The organism is Rhizobium sp. M10, assembly GCF_002531955.1.
GTDB lineage: Bacteria > Pseudomonadota > Alphaproteobacteria > Rhizobiales > Rhizobiaceae > Rhizobium > Rhizobium etli_C.
In genome coordinates this window covers 117,691-132,938 of the sequence record NZ_NWTA01000002.1, presented here as the reverse complement: position 1 = coordinate 132,938, position 15,248 = coordinate 117,691, and the positions used below count along the sequence as shown (strand labels likewise).

The 15,248-nt window shown below is 61.0% G+C and carries 15 protein-coding genes; 6 read left to right on the top strand and 9 right to left on the bottom strand.

The features are described from left to right. Nucleotides 1–21 precede the first annotated feature (21 nt). Nucleotides 22–3,405: an ATP-binding protein gene (locus CO671_RS02360; RefSeq protein ID WP_097604171.1), complete on the top strand. Its 3,384-nt coding sequence runs from the start codon at nt 22–24 to the stop codon at nt 3,403–3,405. Then, nucleotides 3,398–4,315: a response regulator transcription factor gene (locus CO671_RS02355; protein WP_010031318.1), complete on the top strand. Its 918-nt coding sequence runs from the start codon at nt 3,398–3,400 to the stop codon at nt 4,313–4,315. Before CO671_RS02360 ends, CO671_RS02355 begins: the two co-directional genes overlap by 8 nt. Nucleotides 4,316–4,489: 174 nt before the next feature. Here the strand turns inward: CO671_RS02355 and CO671_RS02350 are convergent, their stop codons facing one another. The 6 genes from CO671_RS02350 to CO671_RS02325 all read right to left on the bottom strand — a co-directional run bounded on the left by CO671_RS02350 (nt 4,490) and on the right by CO671_RS02325 (nt 10,020). After that, nucleotides 4,490–5,611: a branched-chain amino acid ABC transporter substrate-binding protein gene (locus CO671_RS02350; RefSeq protein WP_097581972.1), complete on the bottom strand. Its 1,122-nt coding sequence runs from the start codon at nt 5,609–5,611 to the stop codon at nt 4,490–4,492. 120 nt (nt 5,612–5,731) lie between these two features. After that, nucleotides 5,732–6,085, bottom strand: coding sequence for a DUF6867 family protein (locus tag CO671_RS02345; RefSeq protein ID WP_010031241.1), 354 nt, complete (start codon nt 6,083–6,085; stop codon nt 5,732–5,734). Nucleotides 6,086–6,103: 18 nt separating this feature from the next. Next, on the bottom strand, nt 6,104–6,847 hold the full coding sequence (locus CO671_RS02340; RefSeq protein WP_010031240.1) for an ABC transporter ATP-binding protein: 744 nt from the start codon (nt 6,845–6,847) through the stop codon (nt 6,104–6,106). Continuing rightward, complete coding sequence (locus CO671_RS02335; RefSeq protein WP_010031239.1) at nt 6,847–7,722, bottom strand: ABC transporter ATP-binding protein; 876 nt, start codon at nt 7,720–7,722, stop codon at nt 6,847–6,849. Before CO671_RS02335 ends, CO671_RS02340 begins: the two co-directional genes overlap by 1 nt. Next, nucleotides 7,722–9,113: a high-affinity branched-chain amino acid ABC transporter permease LivM gene (gene livM / locus CO671_RS02330; protein ID WP_097581978.1), complete on the bottom strand. Its 1,392-nt coding sequence runs from the start codon at nt 9,111–9,113 to the stop codon at nt 7,722–7,724. Before livM ends, CO671_RS02335 begins: the two co-directional genes overlap by 1 nt. A gap of 4 nt (nt 9,114–9,117) precedes the next feature. Next, entirely contained in the window at nt 9,118–10,020 is a 903-nt protein-coding gene (locus CO671_RS02325) for a branched-chain amino acid ABC transporter permease (protein ID WP_010051810.1), read from the bottom strand. A gap of 534 nt (nt 10,021–10,554) precedes the next feature. Here CO671_RS02325 and cysQ point away from each other — a divergent pair. Both cysQ and CO671_RS02310 read left to right on the top strand, forming a co-directional pair. Continuing rightward, nucleotides 10,555–11,352, top strand: coding sequence for a 3'(2'),5'-bisphosphate nucleotidase CysQ (gene cysQ, locus CO671_RS02315; protein WP_097604170.1), 798 nt, complete (start codon nt 10,555–10,557; stop codon nt 11,350–11,352). A gap of 583 nt (nt 11,353–11,935) precedes the next feature. Next, nucleotides 11,936–12,661: a sugar transferase gene (locus CO671_RS02310; protein WP_097604169.1), complete on the top strand. Its 726-nt coding sequence runs from the start codon at nt 11,936–11,938 to the stop codon at nt 12,659–12,661. 102 nt (nt 12,662–12,763) lie between these two features. Here the strand turns inward: CO671_RS02310 and CO671_RS33980 are convergent, their stop codons facing one another. Next, the gene (locus CO671_RS33980) at nt 12,764–13,216 is read right to left on the bottom strand and encodes a hypothetical protein (protein WP_210201905.1); all 453 of its coding nucleotides are present in this window, start codon (nt 13,214–13,216) and stop codon (nt 12,764–12,766) included. 235 nt (nt 13,217–13,451) lie between these two features. Between CO671_RS33980 and CO671_RS02300 the strand changes: the two genes are divergently transcribed. Beyond that, nucleotides 13,452–13,727 carry a DUF1153 domain-containing protein gene (locus CO671_RS02300; RefSeq protein ID WP_007533628.1) on the top strand — a complete coding sequence of 92 codons (276 nt, stop codon included), beginning with the start codon at nt 13,452–13,454 and terminating at the stop codon, nt 13,725–13,727. 24 nt (nt 13,728–13,751) lie between these two features. Here CO671_RS02300 and CO671_RS02295 read toward each other — a convergent pair whose 3' ends face one another. Beyond that, complete coding sequence (locus CO671_RS02295) at nt 13,752–14,219, bottom strand: paraquat-inducible protein A (RefSeq protein ID WP_038690878.1); 468 nt, start codon at nt 14,217–14,219, stop codon at nt 13,752–13,754. 138 nt (nt 14,220–14,357) lie between these two features. Between CO671_RS02295 and CO671_RS02290 the strand changes: the two genes are divergently transcribed. Beyond that, nucleotides 14,358–14,636 carry a GNAT family N-acetyltransferase gene (locus CO671_RS02290; protein WP_010031140.1) on the top strand — a complete coding sequence of 93 codons (279 nt, stop codon included), beginning with the start codon at nt 14,358–14,360 and terminating at the stop codon, nt 14,634–14,636. 259 nt (nt 14,637–14,895) lie between these two features. Here CO671_RS02290 and CO671_RS02280 read toward each other — a convergent pair whose 3' ends face one another. Then, the gene (locus CO671_RS02280; protein ID WP_009991379.1) at nt 14,896–15,246 is read right to left on the bottom strand and encodes a hypothetical protein; all 351 of its coding nucleotides are present in this window, start codon (nt 15,244–15,246) and stop codon (nt 14,896–14,898) included. Nucleotides 15,247–15,248: the final 2 nt, after the last annotated feature.

Sequence of the window (15,248 nt, the reverse complement as noted above, 5' to 3'; positions counted from 1 at the left end):
CCGGAATGCCGGAAGGAAGACATGGCAGCGCGCCAACGCATCATTCCGGTAAGACGCGAGTATAATCGCTGGGTCGCCAACCAGACGCTGGAAGATTACGCGCTGCGCTTTACCGCAAAGAGCGCCCGCCATTTCTCCTCCCAGCGCATCGCCCAGACGGCGATCGGCGCGATCTCCTTCCTGGCGCTCGAGGCGATCGGCGGCGCCATCACCCTCTCCTATGGCACCACCAACGCCTTCTACGCCATCATCGTCGCCTCGCTCGCCATGCTGGCGATCGGTCTGCCGATCAGCCGATACGCCGTCCGCCACGGCGTCGATATCGATCTGCTGACGCGCGGCGCCGGTTTCGGCTACATCGGCTCGACCATCACCTCGTTGATCTATGCGAGCTTCACCTTCATGCTGTTTGCGATCGAGGCCTCGATCATGTCCGGCGCGTTGGAACTGGCGCTCGGCATTCCCCTCTGGATCGGCTATATCGTCAGCGCCGTCATGGTGATCCCGCTGGTGACGCACGGCGTGCGGCTGATCAGCAAGTTCCAGCTGATGACCCAGCCCTTCTGGATCGTGCTGAATATCCTGCCCTTCCTCTTCATCGCCTTCATGGACTGGGAGAAATTCGATCTCTGGCGCGCCTTTGCCGGCATCCGCCATGTCTCAGGCCCGCCCGGCACCGTCGCCGATTTCGATCTGGTGGAGTTCGGCGCCGCTTCCGCCGTCATCCTCGCCCTGATGTCGCAGATCGGCGAACAGGCCGACTTCCTGCGCTTCCTGCCGCCGGAGCCGCGGCGCAAGTGGCGCCATCGCCTCGCCGTCTTCCTTGCCGGACCCGGCTGGGTTGTCATTGGCGCGCCGAAGCTGCTTGCCGGTTCCTTCCTGGTCGTGCTGACGTTGGCCTCGGGCGTGCCGGTCGATCGCGCCGCCGACCCGGCGCAGATGTATCTGACCGCCTTCGGCTATATGATCCCCTGGCATAATGCCGCGCTGTTGCTGATGGCGGCCTTCGTCGTCGTCTCGCAGCTGAAGATCAACGTGATGAACGCCTATGCCGGCTCGCTCGCCTGGTCGAACTTCTTCTCGCGGCTCACCCACAGCCATCCCGGCCGCGTCATCTGGCTGGTCTTCAACGTCGCAATCGCCCTTTTGCTGATGGAACTCGGCATCTACCGGCTGCTGGAGGAGACGCTCGGCATCTTCTCGATCGTCGCCATGGCCTGGCTCTGCACGATCTTCGCCGATCTCTTCGTCAACAAGCCGCTGGGGCTCGCTCCCCCCGGTATCGAATTCAAGCGTGCTCACCTCTACGACATCAATCCGGTCGGCCTCGGCGCCATGGCACTGTCGGCAACGGTGTCGCTGATCGCTCATTTCGGCGCCTTCGGCCCGCTCGCCGCCTCGCTTGCTCCCTATATCAGCCTCGTTGTCGCGCTCATCGCCTCGCCGGCACTCGCCTTTCTGACGAAAGGCAAGTTCTATCTCGCCCGCAAGCCGCGCCAGAGCTGGAAGAACCTGACGAACATCACCTGCTCCGTCTGCGAGCACCCTTTCGAGCCGGAGGATATGGCATGGTGCCCGGCCTATGCCGCGCCGATCTGTTCGCTCTGCTGTTCGCTCGACAGCCGCTGTCACGACATGTGCAAGCCGGCCGCCCGTTTCAATGCGCAGGTCGGCACCGTCGCCAAGGTCCTGCTGCCGGAAACCGTTCTGGGCAAACTGACGACGCGCCTCGGCCGCTACGGCATCGCCGTTGTTCTGGCCCTGGCCGCCATCGGTGCGATCCTGGCGATGATCGCCCATCAGGTCGCCGCCGCCTCCCCCGAGACGGCCGAGGTGGTCAACCGCACCATCCTGGTCGTCTTCTTCGTCTTTTCGGTGATATCGGGCGTCGTCTGCTGGTTCTACGTGCTCGCCCATGACAGCCGCGTCGTCGCCGAGGAGGAATCCTCGCGCCAGAACACCCTGCTGCTCAAGGAAATCGCCGCCCACAAGAAAACCGACGCCGCCTTGCAGAACGCCAAGGAGATGGCCGAGGCCGCCAACCGCGCCAAGAGCCGCTATGTCGTCGGCCTCAGCCATGAGCTTCGCACGCCGCTGAATGCCGTGCTCGGCTATGCCCAGATCCTCGAGCGCGACGAAACCATTCCTGCGCCGCGCCAATCCTCGATCAAGGTCATCCGTCGCAGCGCCGAACATCTTTCCGGGTTGATCGACGGCCTGCTCGATATCTCCAAGATCGAGGCCGGCCGCCTGCAGGTCTACTCGAACGAGATCAACATCCAGGATTTCCTCGACCAGATCGTCGAGATGTTCCGGCCGCAGGCGCAGGCAAAGGGGCTTGCCTTCGCTCACGATCGCTCGCCGGCCCTGCCGCAATTCGTCCGCACCGACGAAAAACGGCTGCGCCAGATCCTCGTCAACCTTCTCTCCAATGCCATCAAGTTCACCGACGAAGGCAGCGTCACCTTCGATGTCGGCTATCGCAGCCAGGTGGCGACCTTCACCGTTGCCGATACCGGCCGCGGCATCACCGAGAAAGACCTGCCTCGCATCTACGAACCCTTCCAGCGCGGCGAGGCCGAAAGCGTGCGGCCGATGCCGGGTCTCGGGCTCGGTCTCACCATCACCCGGCTTCTGACCAACACGCTCGGCGGCGAGATTTCGGTCTCGAGCGTGAGGGACGAGGGTTCGACCTTTCGCGTGCGGCTGATGCTGTCGGCCGTCATGCGCGCGGCCGCCCCACCGCAGGAAAAGCGCATCATCGGTTATGACGGTTCGCGCCGCACCGTGGTTGTCGTCGACGACAATGAGGATCACCGCGAGATGATGCGCGAAATCCTGGCGCCTCTCGATTTCATCGTCCTGACCGCGGCAGGCGGCACCGAATGCCTGACGCTGATCGACGGCATCATGCCGGATCTCTTCCTCGTCGATATCCTGATGCCCGGCATGAACGGCTGGCAGCTCGTCTCGCGCCTGCGCGAGGCCGGCCAGACGGCGCCGATGGTAATGCTGTCGGCCAATATCGGCGATGCCGCCGTTCTGAGCGACAGCGACGACAGCCACAATGATGCGATCGGCAAGCCGGTCGATATCCGCCAGCTGCGCGACAAACTCGCTTTGCATCTCGGCCTGAAATGGATCTATGCCGACGACGCCCACGCCATTGTGGAAAAGACCGAAGCGCCGATGCTCAGTCCGGGCCCGGCCCATGTGCAGGAATTGCTGCGGCTCGGGGAGATCGGCTATATCAGGGGCATCGAAGCCAAGCTTTCGGACCTTGCCAAGCTGGAGGCAAATCGGCCATTCACGGAGGAGCTTCGCGCCTATGTCGCCGCCTTCGATATGGCCGGCTTCATGACCTTCCTGCACGACTTCGACGAAAAGGTGGAATCCATTGGCTGAGCCGGCCCTCCCCCGCGACATCGTTCTGCTTGTCGATGACTCGCCCGAAGCGCTCGGCTTCCTGACCGATGCGCTCGAACAATCCGGCTTCTCCGTGCTGATCGCCACCTCCGGCACGGCAGCCCTTGGCATCGTCGAGCGCATCACGCCCGATCTCATCCTGCTCGACGCCGTCATGCCCGCCATGGATGGCTTCGAGACCTGCCGCAGGCTGAAGGCGAATGCAGCTGTGGCGCAGGTGCCCGTTATCTTCATGACCGGTCTGACCGAGACCGAACATGTCGTGCATGCGCTGGAATCCGGCGGTGTCGATTACCTCAGCAAACCGATCAATATCGACGAGCTGCGCGCCCGCATTCGCGTCCATCTCAGAAATGCCCGCTCGACCCAGAGCGCCCGCGTCGCCCTCGACGCCGCCGGGCGCCATCTGCTGGCAGTCAAAGGCGACGGCGCGATCCATTGGTCGACGCCGCAGGCAACGCGTCTTGTCGATGCCGCCATTGGCAGCGACAACGGCATGGAAATCGTCGTCCGCCATATCGCCGGCTGGATGCGCGACCGCGCAAGTGCTGCGCGCGACGGCATCATCTCGATCGCCCATGCCGGCCAGGCGGCGCTGCAGCTCGCCTTCCTCGGCGCGATCGGCCCCGACGAATATCTCTTTCGCCTCACCGCTGCCAATCGGCGCAGCGACGACGAGGCGCTGCGCCAGCGCTTCTCGCTCACCCAGCGCGAGTCCGAAGTGCTGCTCTGGATCGCCAAGGGCAAGGCCAACCGCGACATCGGTGAAATATTGGGATTGTCGGCGCGCACGGTGAACAAGCATCTCGAACAGATCTACGTGAAGCTCGGCGTCGAAAACCGCGCATCGGCCGCCGTGAAGGCGACCCATGTGCTGCACGAGATGTGAGAGATGTCGGGCGGCACGGCATCGCCGCTGCCGCCGCCGAAACTGCCGAGGATCTTCGCGCCGGCCGGAATCGGCGGGACCGTTTGCAGCGGACGGAAATTGAAGCCTCCGTCAAACAAAGAAGCCCGGTCGGAACCGGGCTTCAATCTCACATCCCAAAAAGGGAAGTTATGCTTACATGCCCTGCGGGACGTAGGTGTACTTGCCGTCCGCGCCCTTCTTCCATTCGTACATGATGTAACCCGGAATCTTCGGGTCGCCCTTTTCGTCGAACGAAATGTCGCCGAGAACCGTCGGGAACGGACCCTTTTCCTTCATGGCCGTGGCGACGGCTTCAGGATCCACCGAACCGGCAGCCTTGGCCGCACCGGCGATCGCCTGCATCGCAGCGTAGGAATAGAGCGTATAGGCTTCAGGGTTGAAACCGGCAGCCTTGAACTTTTCGACGAGTTCCTTGTTGGCCGGGTTCAGCGTCGGATCAGGACCGAAGGTGTTGAGCGTACCGGCAACGGCGTCACCGGCGATCGAGGCCAGTTCGTTCGAAACGATACCATCGCCCGAAACCAGCGTTGCCTTCAGGCCCTGGTCGGCAGCCTGACGGATGATCAGACCGGCTTCGGTGTGCAGGCCGCCCCAATAGATGATCGAGACGCCGGCTTCCTTCATCTTGGCGATGAGGGCCGAAAAGTCCTTGTCGCCGACGTTGATGCCTTCGTACATGGCTTCGGTCACGCCGGCGGCATTCATCGCCTTCTTGGTTTCGTCTGCAAGGCCCTGACCGTAGGGGGTCTTGTCGTGAACGACGGCGATCTTGGCGTCCTTGAAGTGGTCGGCAAGATACTTGCCGGCGATGGCGCCCTGCTGGTCGTCACGGCCGCAGGTGCGGAACGTGTTCCAGAGACCGCGCTCGGTGAACTTCGGGTTCGTAGCGGCCGGGGTGATTTCGAGAATGCCGTTTTCGGCATAAACTTCCGAAGCCGGGATCGAAACGCCCGAGTTGAAGTGGCCGATGACGAACTTGACGCCGTCAGCAACGAATTTGTTGGCGACCGAAATGCCCTGCTTCGGATCGGAGACGTCGTCGCCAAGCTCGATCTTGATCTGCTCGCCGTTGATGCCGCCAGCAGCGTTGATGTCGGCGGCCGCCTGCTCGGCGCCCTTCTGAAGCTGCGCGCCGAAAGCGGCGTTCGGGCCGGTCAGCGGACCAGCGACAGCGATGAGGACGTCGGCCCAGGCGTTGCCGCTGAAGGCGACCATCGCCGTCAGAGCCACTGCCGACAGAAGAGACTTCTTCATATTGTTACTCCCAATTTTTGGGCGGGTTCCGGTCCAAGGCCCGGCGCATTACCCACCATTGACTGCGCCAGGAAAGCTGTTCCACTCTGAAGGCAATTCATGCCTAGTTTCAACGGACTGTCAATGTTTGTCCTTCCACGAAAACGCGGAAGTTTTTTCGTACAGCCAGTAATAGTTGTTGACCATCTGGTTGGTGCGGCGAAACCGGAAGCCGGCGGTCGAGAAGACCAGCAACGTCACGAAGTCGAGGCCATAATAGAGGGCGCTGAGCATCGGCCCATTGAACAGGGCGTGGTGGAGAAACTGCATCGCCCAGGCAAGCAGAAAGGTATAGACGACCGCCAGCGGATAGTTGTTCCAGCCGTCCGCAACCGCCTTGCCGGCCCGCCAGGCCGTCCAGAAGCCGATCAGCACGACGAGCGTACGGATGACAATCCGAACACCGATATCGCTTTCGAAGAAAAGACCCTGCATATCAAACTCTCCCTTCGACTAGTGTCTTCCGCCTTCGAGATAGGCGGCGCGAACCTCGGGATTGGCGAGCAGTTCCTTGCCGGAGCCGCTCATCGTCACCTTGCCGTTCACCATCACGTATGCGCGGTGCGAAAGCCTCAGCGCCGCGAATGCGTTCTGCTCGACCAGGAACACGGTCAGCCCTTCCTGTTCGTTGAGCTTGCGGATCGCCTCGAAGATGCCCTTGACGATCAGCGGCGCAAGGCCGAGCGAGGGTTCGTCGAGCAGCAGCAGCTTCGGACGCGCCATCAGGGCGCGGCCGATCGACAGCATCTGCTGCTCGCCGCCCGAAAGCGTGCCGCCGCGCTGGGCGTGGCGTTCCTTGAGACGCGGGAAGAGCGTGAAGATCTTCTCGACGTCTTCGGCGAAGTATTTGAGATTGTCGAGGCCAGCGCCCATCTGGAGATTTTCCAGAACCGTCATGCGCGGAAAGATGCGGCGTCCCTCAGGCGATTGCGCGATCCGCAGCCGGGCGATTTCATGGGTCGGCATGCGGGTAATCTCGCGCCCCTCGAAGACGACCGAGCCGGTGCGTGCCTGCGGGCTGCCGCAGATCGTCATCATTAGCGTCGATTTGCCGGCGCCGTTGGCGCCGATCAGACTGACGATCTCGCCCTTGTTGACCTGAACATCGACGCCGGCCAGCGCCCGGATATTGCCGTAATAGGTTTCGACGCCATGCACCTGAAGAAGCGGTTGACCGGTCATTACTTCATCGCCCATCAGTTTGCGCCTCCTTCGAGCTGCTCGACGGTTGCGATCACCTCTTCCACTTCCTCATCCTCGACGCCGAGATAGGCCGCGATGACCTTCGGATCGTGCTTCACGTGATCCGGCGTGCCATCGGAAATCTTCTGGCCGTATTCGAGGACGACGACGTGGTCGGAGATTTCCATGACAACCGACATGTCGTGCTCGATGAGCAGAATGGAGGTTCCGGTTTCGGCGCGGATGTTCTGCAACAGCGCATTCAGCGTTGCCGATTCCCGCGGGTTGAGACCGGCCGCCGGCTCGTCCAGGCAAAGCAGCTCCGGGCCGGTGCACATAGCGCGCGCAATCTCGAGACGCCGTTGGGCGCCATAGGGCAGATCGCCGGCAGGATCGTCGGCGCGGTCGATCAGATCGGCCTTCTCAAGCCAGTGCCGTGCAAGCTCGACCGCAGCCGTCGCCTCCCGCCGATAGGGACCGATGCCGATGAGGCCGAGGATCGTATAACCTGATGCCTGCATCAGCTTGTTGTGCTGGGCAACCAGCAGATTTTCGAGAACGGTCAGGCCGGAGAACAGCCGGATGTTCTGGAAGGTGCGCGCCACCTTCGCTTCTTTGGTGATGCGAAAGTCCGGCAGACGCTCCAGCAGGTACTGTTTGCCGTTCCTCTGGTTAAGCGTGATCATCCCCATCGTCGGCTTATAGAAGCCGGTGATGCAGTTGAAGACAGTGGTCTTGCCGGCGCCGTTCGGGCCGATCAGCGCGGTAATGTCACCGCGCTTGGCTTCGAAGGAGAAGTCGTTGATGGCCATCAGGCCGCCGAACTTCATCGACAGGTGCTCGACCTTGAGCAGCGTATCGCTCGACATCGTGTTGGTCACGGGGCTCATCAACCATGGCCCTCCTTGGTAAAGCTTCCGGATATTGCCTTGCGCTCCTTGAGGAAGGCGGTCGGTTCACGTGAGCCGACGAAACCGCGCGGCTTGAACAGCATGACGACGACCATGGCAAGGCCGAAGAGCAGCATGCGGTAGAGTTCCGGCGTGAAGTCCGGCCCGAAGACCGCTTTCAGGAAGTCCATTTCGCGCAGCGCCTCGGTGCCGCCGACCATGACGATCGCAGCGATCGCGATGCCGGTCAGCGAGCCCATGCCACCGAGAACGACGATGGCAAGAACGACCGCCGATTCCAGGAAGATGAAGGATTCCGGCGAGACGAAGCCCTGCCGCGCTGCGAAGAACGAACCGGCGAAGCCGCCGAACATTGCACCCGTCGCGAAGGCCGTGAGCTTGGTCGTCACCGTGTTGATACCGAGCGAACGGCAGGCGATCTCGTCTTCGCGCAGCGCTTCCCAGGCACGCCCGATCGGCATGCGGCGCAGCCGGATGGTGACGTAGGCCGTCAGCATGCAGAGCATCAGGATGAGATAGAAGAGGAAGATCTTGTAGTAGGCGGAAGACATCGGCAGCTGGAAGAGCTTGGCAAAGCCGCCGGCCGTCGCATCGAAGGGGATGCCGAACAGCGTCGCCTTCGGAATGCTCGAGATACCGAACGTCCCCTTGGTCACCTCGGTCCAGTTGATGAGGACAAGACGGATGATTTCCCCGAAGGCAAGCGTGACGATGGCAAGATAGTCACCGCGCAGGCGCAGCACCGGGAAGCCGAGGATAACGCCCCAGAGTGCGGCCAGGATGCCGGAAAGCGGCAGCAGCACCCAGAAGGACAGGCCGAAATAGCTCGACAGCAGCGCGTAGGAATAGGCGCCGACCGCGTAGAAGGCGACGTAGCCGAGATCGAGCAGGCCGGCGAGTCCGACGACGATGTTCAGTCCCCAGGCGAGCATCACGTAGATCAGGATCTGGATGCCGAAATTGTCGACCCATTTCAGCGAACCCTGGGCACCGACGAGCGCCACGATCACGACAGGATAGAGCACGAGCGCGAGCAGCGCGATCTTCAGGAAATGCCGATGGAAGAAGTTCTTCTCGGTCGAAATGTCGAGATCGCCTTGCCGTGCCTTTCTGAGCTTGCGGCGGTCGATGTTCGGCTTGATGAAAACGACCATGAGGAAACGGCCGATCGCGGCGACAGCGACGAAGATCGCAAGCAATCCCCAGCGCTGGACGATGATCAGCTCGTTGTTGATGTTCTGGTCGGTCTTCAGACCAACATAGAGAACGAACATGCCGAGTGACAGGACGGCGGCGAAAAGGGCTTCGGTAAGGCCTTTGCGGACAAGTCCGGCATCGGGCTTGCCTGCAGAATTCTCGATGTTTGCCATGACGTTATACCTTCTCGACTTCCGGCCGCCCGAGGATACCCGTCGGCTTGAAGATCAGCACGAAAGCGAGGATGGCGAAGGTCGCCACATCCTTGTACGCGATGGTGAAATAGGCCGACCACAGCGATTCGATCAGACCGATCATCAGCCCGCCGAGAACGGCGCCCGGCAATGAGCCGATGCCGCCGAGAACGGCTGCGGTGAATGCCTTCACACCCGGCGTAAAGCCGTCGGCGAACGAGGCAACGCCATAATACATCAGATACATCGTGCCGGCGACGGCAGCCAGTGCCGCACCCATGACGAAGGTGATCGAGATCGTCTGGTCGACATTGACGCCGAGCAGCGCCGCCATCTTGCGGTCCTGCTCGGTGGCGCGCTGGGCGCGGCCAAGCGCCGTACGATTGACGATATACCAGAAGGCCGCAAGCAGCACCGCCGTGATCACGATGATGATGATCTGCTTCAGCGACACCGAGATATTGCCGAACTGATAGACCGAGCTCACCATCGGCGGGATCGGCTTGTTGCGCGGACCCTGCGTCACCTGAATGAAGTTGGACAGCACGATCGACATGCCGATCGCGGTGATCAACGGCGCCAGGCGGAATGAACCGCGCAAAGGACGGTATGCGACGCGCTCGATCGTCCAATTCCACAAACTCGTCATCAGCATCGCGACGACAAGCATCGCCAGCAGCAGAATTGCCACGGGGAGACCTGCGAAGATGGATGTGAGGACGAGGAAGACGATAAGAGCGGCGAAACCACCGAGCATGAAAATGTCGCCATGGGCGAAGTTGATCATGCCGATAATGCCATAAACCATCGTATAGCCGATAGCCACAAGGCCATAGATGGATCCGAGCGTCAGCCCGTTGAAGAGCTGCTGGACGAAATACTCCATATGTCGTTTTCCCCTGGATGCGAGCCGAATATGCTGCATCTCTTTTTGGTTCTTCGGTCACCCGTTTCAGGCAACCTCATGACCGCATGCATAGCGGTTTCGTTGCAAATGTGAAGACAAAAAGGATTTACTCCGGCAGATTCTTGTTCGAACAGGGCTAAATGGCGCATTTTGCACCAAAATCCACAGAAAATCAGCGAAGCACGTCCTGTTTTTAGCCAAAAACTGGCGTCGAATTAACCATCCGGCGATTTCGCCTTCAATTTCATGAACCTCTTGCGGCGTAACCTATTCCACAGAATTGGAAGATGGAGCAAATTCAGACCCGCAGCGCAGCACTTTGGCGAATCCCATTCCAGCGAATGACTGCCATCTTCGTCTGACAAGACCGAAAGCTTATGGTAGCATCGCAGACTGCGTTATCGGGGTGCGGAGCGCGGGGCGAAACACCATATAAGATTGACTATGGTGGCAGGGATGGTTTGCGGACGAGCGACAACGGGGTGCTCGCCGCGCGGCGAACGGCAAAGGACAATGCTGAGGACATTCGAAAAGGCGGCGCTCGAAGCCGGCAGGGCCATCATAACGGTCCTGCGCGAAGGCTTTCCCGTCGCCATGAAGGCGGACGCAAGTCCGGTCACGGTCGCCGACGAGGAGGCCGAACGGATCATCCTCGCGCATCTTGCCCGAGACTATCCCGAAATACCGGTCGTGGCGGAAGAGTCGGTCGCGGCCGGCAGGGTGCCCGACATCAGCGGTCGAGGCTTCTTCCTGGTCGACCCTCTCGACGGCACGCGTGAATTCGTCGACGGGCGGCAGGAATTTACCGTCAACATCGCTTATATCGAGAACGGCGCTCCGGTGGCCGGGATCGTCTACGCGCCGGCGCTCGGGCTTGCCTTCTCGGGAGAACGCGGCCACGCCGAAAGGCTGGTGGTTACGGAGGATTTCACTGTCGGCGCACGCAGTGCAATCACCGTGCGCGAACAGCCGGCCGACAGGCTGGCGCTCGCGAGCCTTCGCCACAACAGCCCGGAGACCGGAACCTTCCTCGCCGACCATGCGATTTCCAAGTGCACCAACATCGGCTCGTCGCTGAAATTCTGCCTGCTGGCCGAAGGCAAGGCCGACGTCTATCCCCGTTTCACCCGCACGATGGAATGGGACACGGCGGCCGGCGACGCAGTGCTTCGCGCCGCCGGCGGTTCGACCGTGACGCTCGACGGAGCGCCGCTGACCTACGGCAAGACCGGAACGGCGGCCGATTTCGATTTCGCCAACCCGAACTTCATTTCCTGGGGCGGCAGGAAACGCGTTCTCGAACCCGCCTGACCGCTCGCAAGGATCGCTGAAGGCCGCGGACGTGCTTCTTCGCCGCTCCGCGCCTTTCGTGCGGCCCCTCCCCCGTGCCGATTATCTCAACTCCGCCGGCCATGGACTGATTCGCATGGCCGGGCGAGAGACGTGATTCTGCGGGATAGCCCCGTGTCTCCACACCTTCTGCCTGCAAAAGCGCGTCGATCCCGCCTTGGTTTTGTCACATTTTGGCACTGTTAGATAACAAGCCGACCGTTCTCGCGAAAAAATTTCGCCCCGGTTTCTGTTAAGAAATGGCGCTTGTGGGCAATGCGGTACGTGCCGAAAAGGCACGTCCGAGGCACCCCGGAAGCCCCTGCCAAGGGACTAAAAACCTTGACGAAATTCCAATTCTTAACGAAATATCATGAGTTTGCCTCAACTTAACGCAAGTGCGAAAGATTTATTGCGATGCGATATTTCTCTGGACACCATTACACAATTGTCGCATTTTTCCGTTTTAGTAGGGTTACCAACACCTGAGTGCAGCCCTGGTGACAGGGTAAACCATTGATCGCCTATTGCCGCCGCGCCCCTCGAAGACAACAGAGTACGATCCTTGAGCATCACGGAACTAAACAACACCATTTCGACAGAGTCCTTCCGGCCGAGCCGCCACCAGCAGCCGAGCCTGAAGATCCAGACCCCTGTAATCCACAGCGATGCGCCGCAGGCGCCGTGGGTGGATCTCGTCCTGAAGCGGGCGTTCGACATTGTTTCGTCGTTGAGCGCCCTCCTCGTCCTCGCGCCCTTACTTCTCCTCGTCGCCCTTTTGATCAAGCTGGACAGCCCCGGACCGGTGCTGTTCAAGCAGACCCGCTGGGGTAGGAACTGCAAGGCCATCAAAGTCTACAAGTTCCGCTCCATGCGCACCGATCTCTGCGATGTCTCGGGCGTTGCTCAGACGGTGAAGAACGACCCGCGCGTCACCCGCATCGGCGCCATCCTGCGCCGCACGAACATCGACGAGTTGCCGCAGCTGTTGAACGTGCTGTTGGGCGACATGTCGGTTGTCGGTCCGCGCTGCCACGCGATCGGCATGCGCGCCGGCGGCATGCTCTACGAAGAGCTTGTGCCGGAATACCACCAGCGCCACGCAATGCGTCCGGGCATGACCGGTCTCGCCCAGATGCGCGGCCTGCGCGGCCCGACCGATCGTCCGGCCAAGGCGCGCGCCCGCATCGCCAGCGATCTCTATTACGTCGGGAATTTCTCGATCTGGATGGATATGCGCATCATCGTCGGAACCGTCGCATCGGAACTGGCCGGCGGAAAAGGCTTCTAAGCTTTTTGTGAGAACGGGCCGGCTGCTCGGAGCAGCCGGTACCGGAATGCTCGGGCAACTGCCCGCATGCGGTTGAGCGAATCGCGCTTGCTATCGCACTCCTCAGATACCCCCACGATCATATGCGACGAGAGATCGAGAAGATTCGCGTCTCGTCCCTGCTCCTGCCATCAGCCGACCCAGCGCCGCTTCTCTGAGGCGCAAAGGACGCTGCAGCACTTTGGATAAGTTCAGGCATCCCATTGCCTGCTTCCTTGCCGGCATGGGCCACTGCCTAACAATCGCGAAAATGTATTGTTTCAGGTCAGCGCCATGCAATGCGAAGGCGACGGTATTTCTCGCCACATTCTGGAAGAGCGTGTCCAGATGACGATTTCCTGATTGGCCGCCCTCCTCGCAAACGCCCCTTCCGCGCAGAAGATCGTCAGGATCGTCCGCGCCATCGCCGTCACCGGTCTGCAGCAATAAAAGAGGTCGGCGGCCTGGTAAAAGCTGACGAGGCTTTGCTGCCGATTGCTGATCAACGGTTTTCGATACCGGCGACGAGACGCTCACACCGGAGTGTCGACGAAGACCGTTTGGCTGCGCAAGCAAGGACAGGAGGCATCAAATCATACGAATTGGGCCGATACGGGGGAGATCGGCGACCAAGTCTTGCGAGCAGACGCCCATTCATCGGTCACTCCGGGGCGTCTAAATTTGTTATCAAAGTCTTACGTTGGGCTTAGGCAATTTTTAAATGTGGCAGGCTAGAGTGGCGCTCGTGGTCTTGCGTTGTGTAGAGAGTCCAATGACCGAAATGATACGTCCCCGAGTAAAATATGTCATCGGCCCCGATGGCAGCCCCCTGACCATCGCGGACCTTCCGCCGCCCAATACGCGGCGCTGGGTGATCCGCCGGAAGGCAGAGGTTGTCGCGGCTGTTCGCGGTGGCCTGTTGAGCTTGGAAGAGGCCTGCGAGCGTTACACGCTCACGGTCGAAGAGTTCCTGTCCTGGCAGTCGTCGATCAATAGCCATGGCCTCGCCGGCCTGCGCACCACGCGCATTCAGCAGTATCGCCACTGATCGCACGCCAGCATCGACGACGATTTATTTCGGGCCGGACGCATCTCCCGTCAGGGAGTGCAGAAGGCCCGAAATCATTGACGAGGCCGCATAGCACCACAGGCCAGGCTGAGTGAATGCATCCGCCAACCCCGTCGTCTTCGCCGCCGCAATGACGATCGCGACCAGCAGCACGTCCATCATTGACCACTTGGACAGATGCGGCACGACGCGACGATAAAATAGACTGCCGGCCCCGCCGCCGGCACCTGTCGCTTCCGCTGCGATCCCAACCATCTTCAGAATCGGAAGCACGATCGACACCAGCGCGACGATCGCCGCCAGCAGCCCATCCCCACCCTGCCAGAGCGAGGCGACGATTTCGACAAGCGACGGGGTCTGATCGAAGAAATACAAAGTCTCGAAACGGACCAGCGGCAAGATGAGGCCGAGCGCCAGAAGGAACGGCGCCGCCACGAGCAGTACCGGGCGGATCATCGAAAGCGCCCTCATTCGCGAACCTTGCACCGATCCGATCTTTTTCATGAACACTCCGTCTCCTCGAGGAATTGCCTCGCCGGCTTGGCATGATCGCGGCGCCGTGTCACCGTCGCCGGCGACAATATCCCCATCCCTCTGCGAGGAAAGACCATGGACATTCGAAACGAGGAAGGCGCCTCCGGCGGCCGTTATGCGGCCGCGGTCGAAGGGCACGAGGCGGAGATGACCTATTCGCGCACCTCACCGAAACTCGTCATCATCGATCACACCGCCGTTCCCGATGCCCTGCGCGGCAAGGGCGTTGGCCAGGCACTGGCGCTGCATGCGGTGGAGGCCGCTCGCGCCGGCGGCTGGAAGATCATTCCGCTCTGCCCTTTTTTCAAGGCGCAGGCGCAGCGCCACCCGGAATGGCACGACGTCGTGGACTGATTCCCGTGGCTTGGCCGCCCGGCTGCGATTTCTAAAGTTCCGCGCGTCTTTTCAGACGCGCGGAGGATGCCGCAACACTTCCGTGCATCGCGCTTCCGAAAAGCGATTCCGATTTTTCGGGCCGATGCGCCAAGCGGGCGACATGGAGATGGAAAACGGCAAACACCAAAAGCCATGTATGACGGACCAGCGCGCCCGTCATACATGGCTTCTCTGTGGCGATCCCCGGGGCGCCGAAGCCGGCGCCCGTCGTTTTCACTTACGCCCGTGCTCGGGCGCCGCTGTCACGTTCTTCCAGCGCCGACGCCCTTGCATATTCCGCCTGCATCTCCTCAAGCGCCAATTCCAGCGCCTCTTCCTGCATCTTCAGTTCCTTGATTGAAACCTGCAGGTTGTCCGCACGCTGACGCGCGGCCTTGGCGAAGGTCGGATAAGCAAAGTGATTCGGGTCTGATATACCGGACTTCTTTTCCTCGACGACGATCTGGCTCTCCAGATCCTTCGTCATCCGTTCGAATTCGGACATCATCATCTGCAATTGCTGCAATTGACGTCGTTTTTCGTTCACCTGAAACTCTTTCAGGCGAACGAGACTTTCTCGCGACTTCATAC

Bases quoted from the DNA above. Each gene is read 5' to 3' on its own strand.
- cysQ (WP_097604170.1), top strand. From the start codon at position 10,555: ATGCTGAGGACATTCGAAAAGGCGGCGCTCGAAGCCGGCAGGGCCATC.
- CO671_RS02345 (WP_010031241.1), bottom strand. From the start codon at position 6,085: ATGCAGGGTCTTTTCTTCGAAAGCGATATCGGTGTTCGGATTGTCATC.
- CO671_RS02340 (WP_010031240.1), bottom strand. From the start codon at position 6,847: ATGGGCGATGAAGTAATGACCGGTCAACCGCTTCTTCAGGTGCATGGC.
- CO671_RS02335 (WP_010031239.1), bottom strand. From the start codon at position 7,722: ATGAGCCCCGTGACCAACACGATGTCGAGCGATACGCTGCTCAAGGTC.
- livM (WP_097581978.1), bottom strand. From the start codon at position 9,113: ATGGCAAACATCGAGAATTCTGCAGGCAAGCCCGATGCCGGACTTGTC.
- CO671_RS02290 (WP_010031140.1), top strand. From the start codon at position 14,358: ATGGACATTCGAAACGAGGAAGGCGCCTCCGGCGGCCGTTATGCGGCC.
- CO671_RS02360 (WP_097604171.1), top strand. From the start codon at position 22: ATGGCAGCGCGCCAACGCATCATTCCGGTAAGACGCGAGTATAATCGC.
- CO671_RS02295 (WP_038690878.1), bottom strand. From the start codon at position 14,219: ATGAGGGCGCTTTCGATGATCCGCCCGGTACTGCTCGTGGCGGCGCCG.
- CO671_RS02325 (WP_010051810.1), bottom strand. From the start codon at position 10,020: ATGGAGTATTTCGTCCAGCAGCTCTTCAACGGGCTGACGCTCGGATCC.
- CO671_RS02300 (WP_007533628.1), top strand. From the start codon at position 13,452: ATGACCGAAATGATACGTCCCCGAGTAAAATATGTCATCGGCCCCGAT.
- CO671_RS02350 (WP_097581972.1), bottom strand. From the start codon at position 5,611: ATGAAGAAGTCTCTTCTGTCGGCAGTGGCTCTGACGGCGATGGTCGCC.
- CO671_RS02280 (WP_009991379.1), bottom strand. From the start codon at position 15,246: ATGAAGTCGCGAGAAAGTCTCGTTCGCCTGAAAGAGTTTCAGGTGAAC.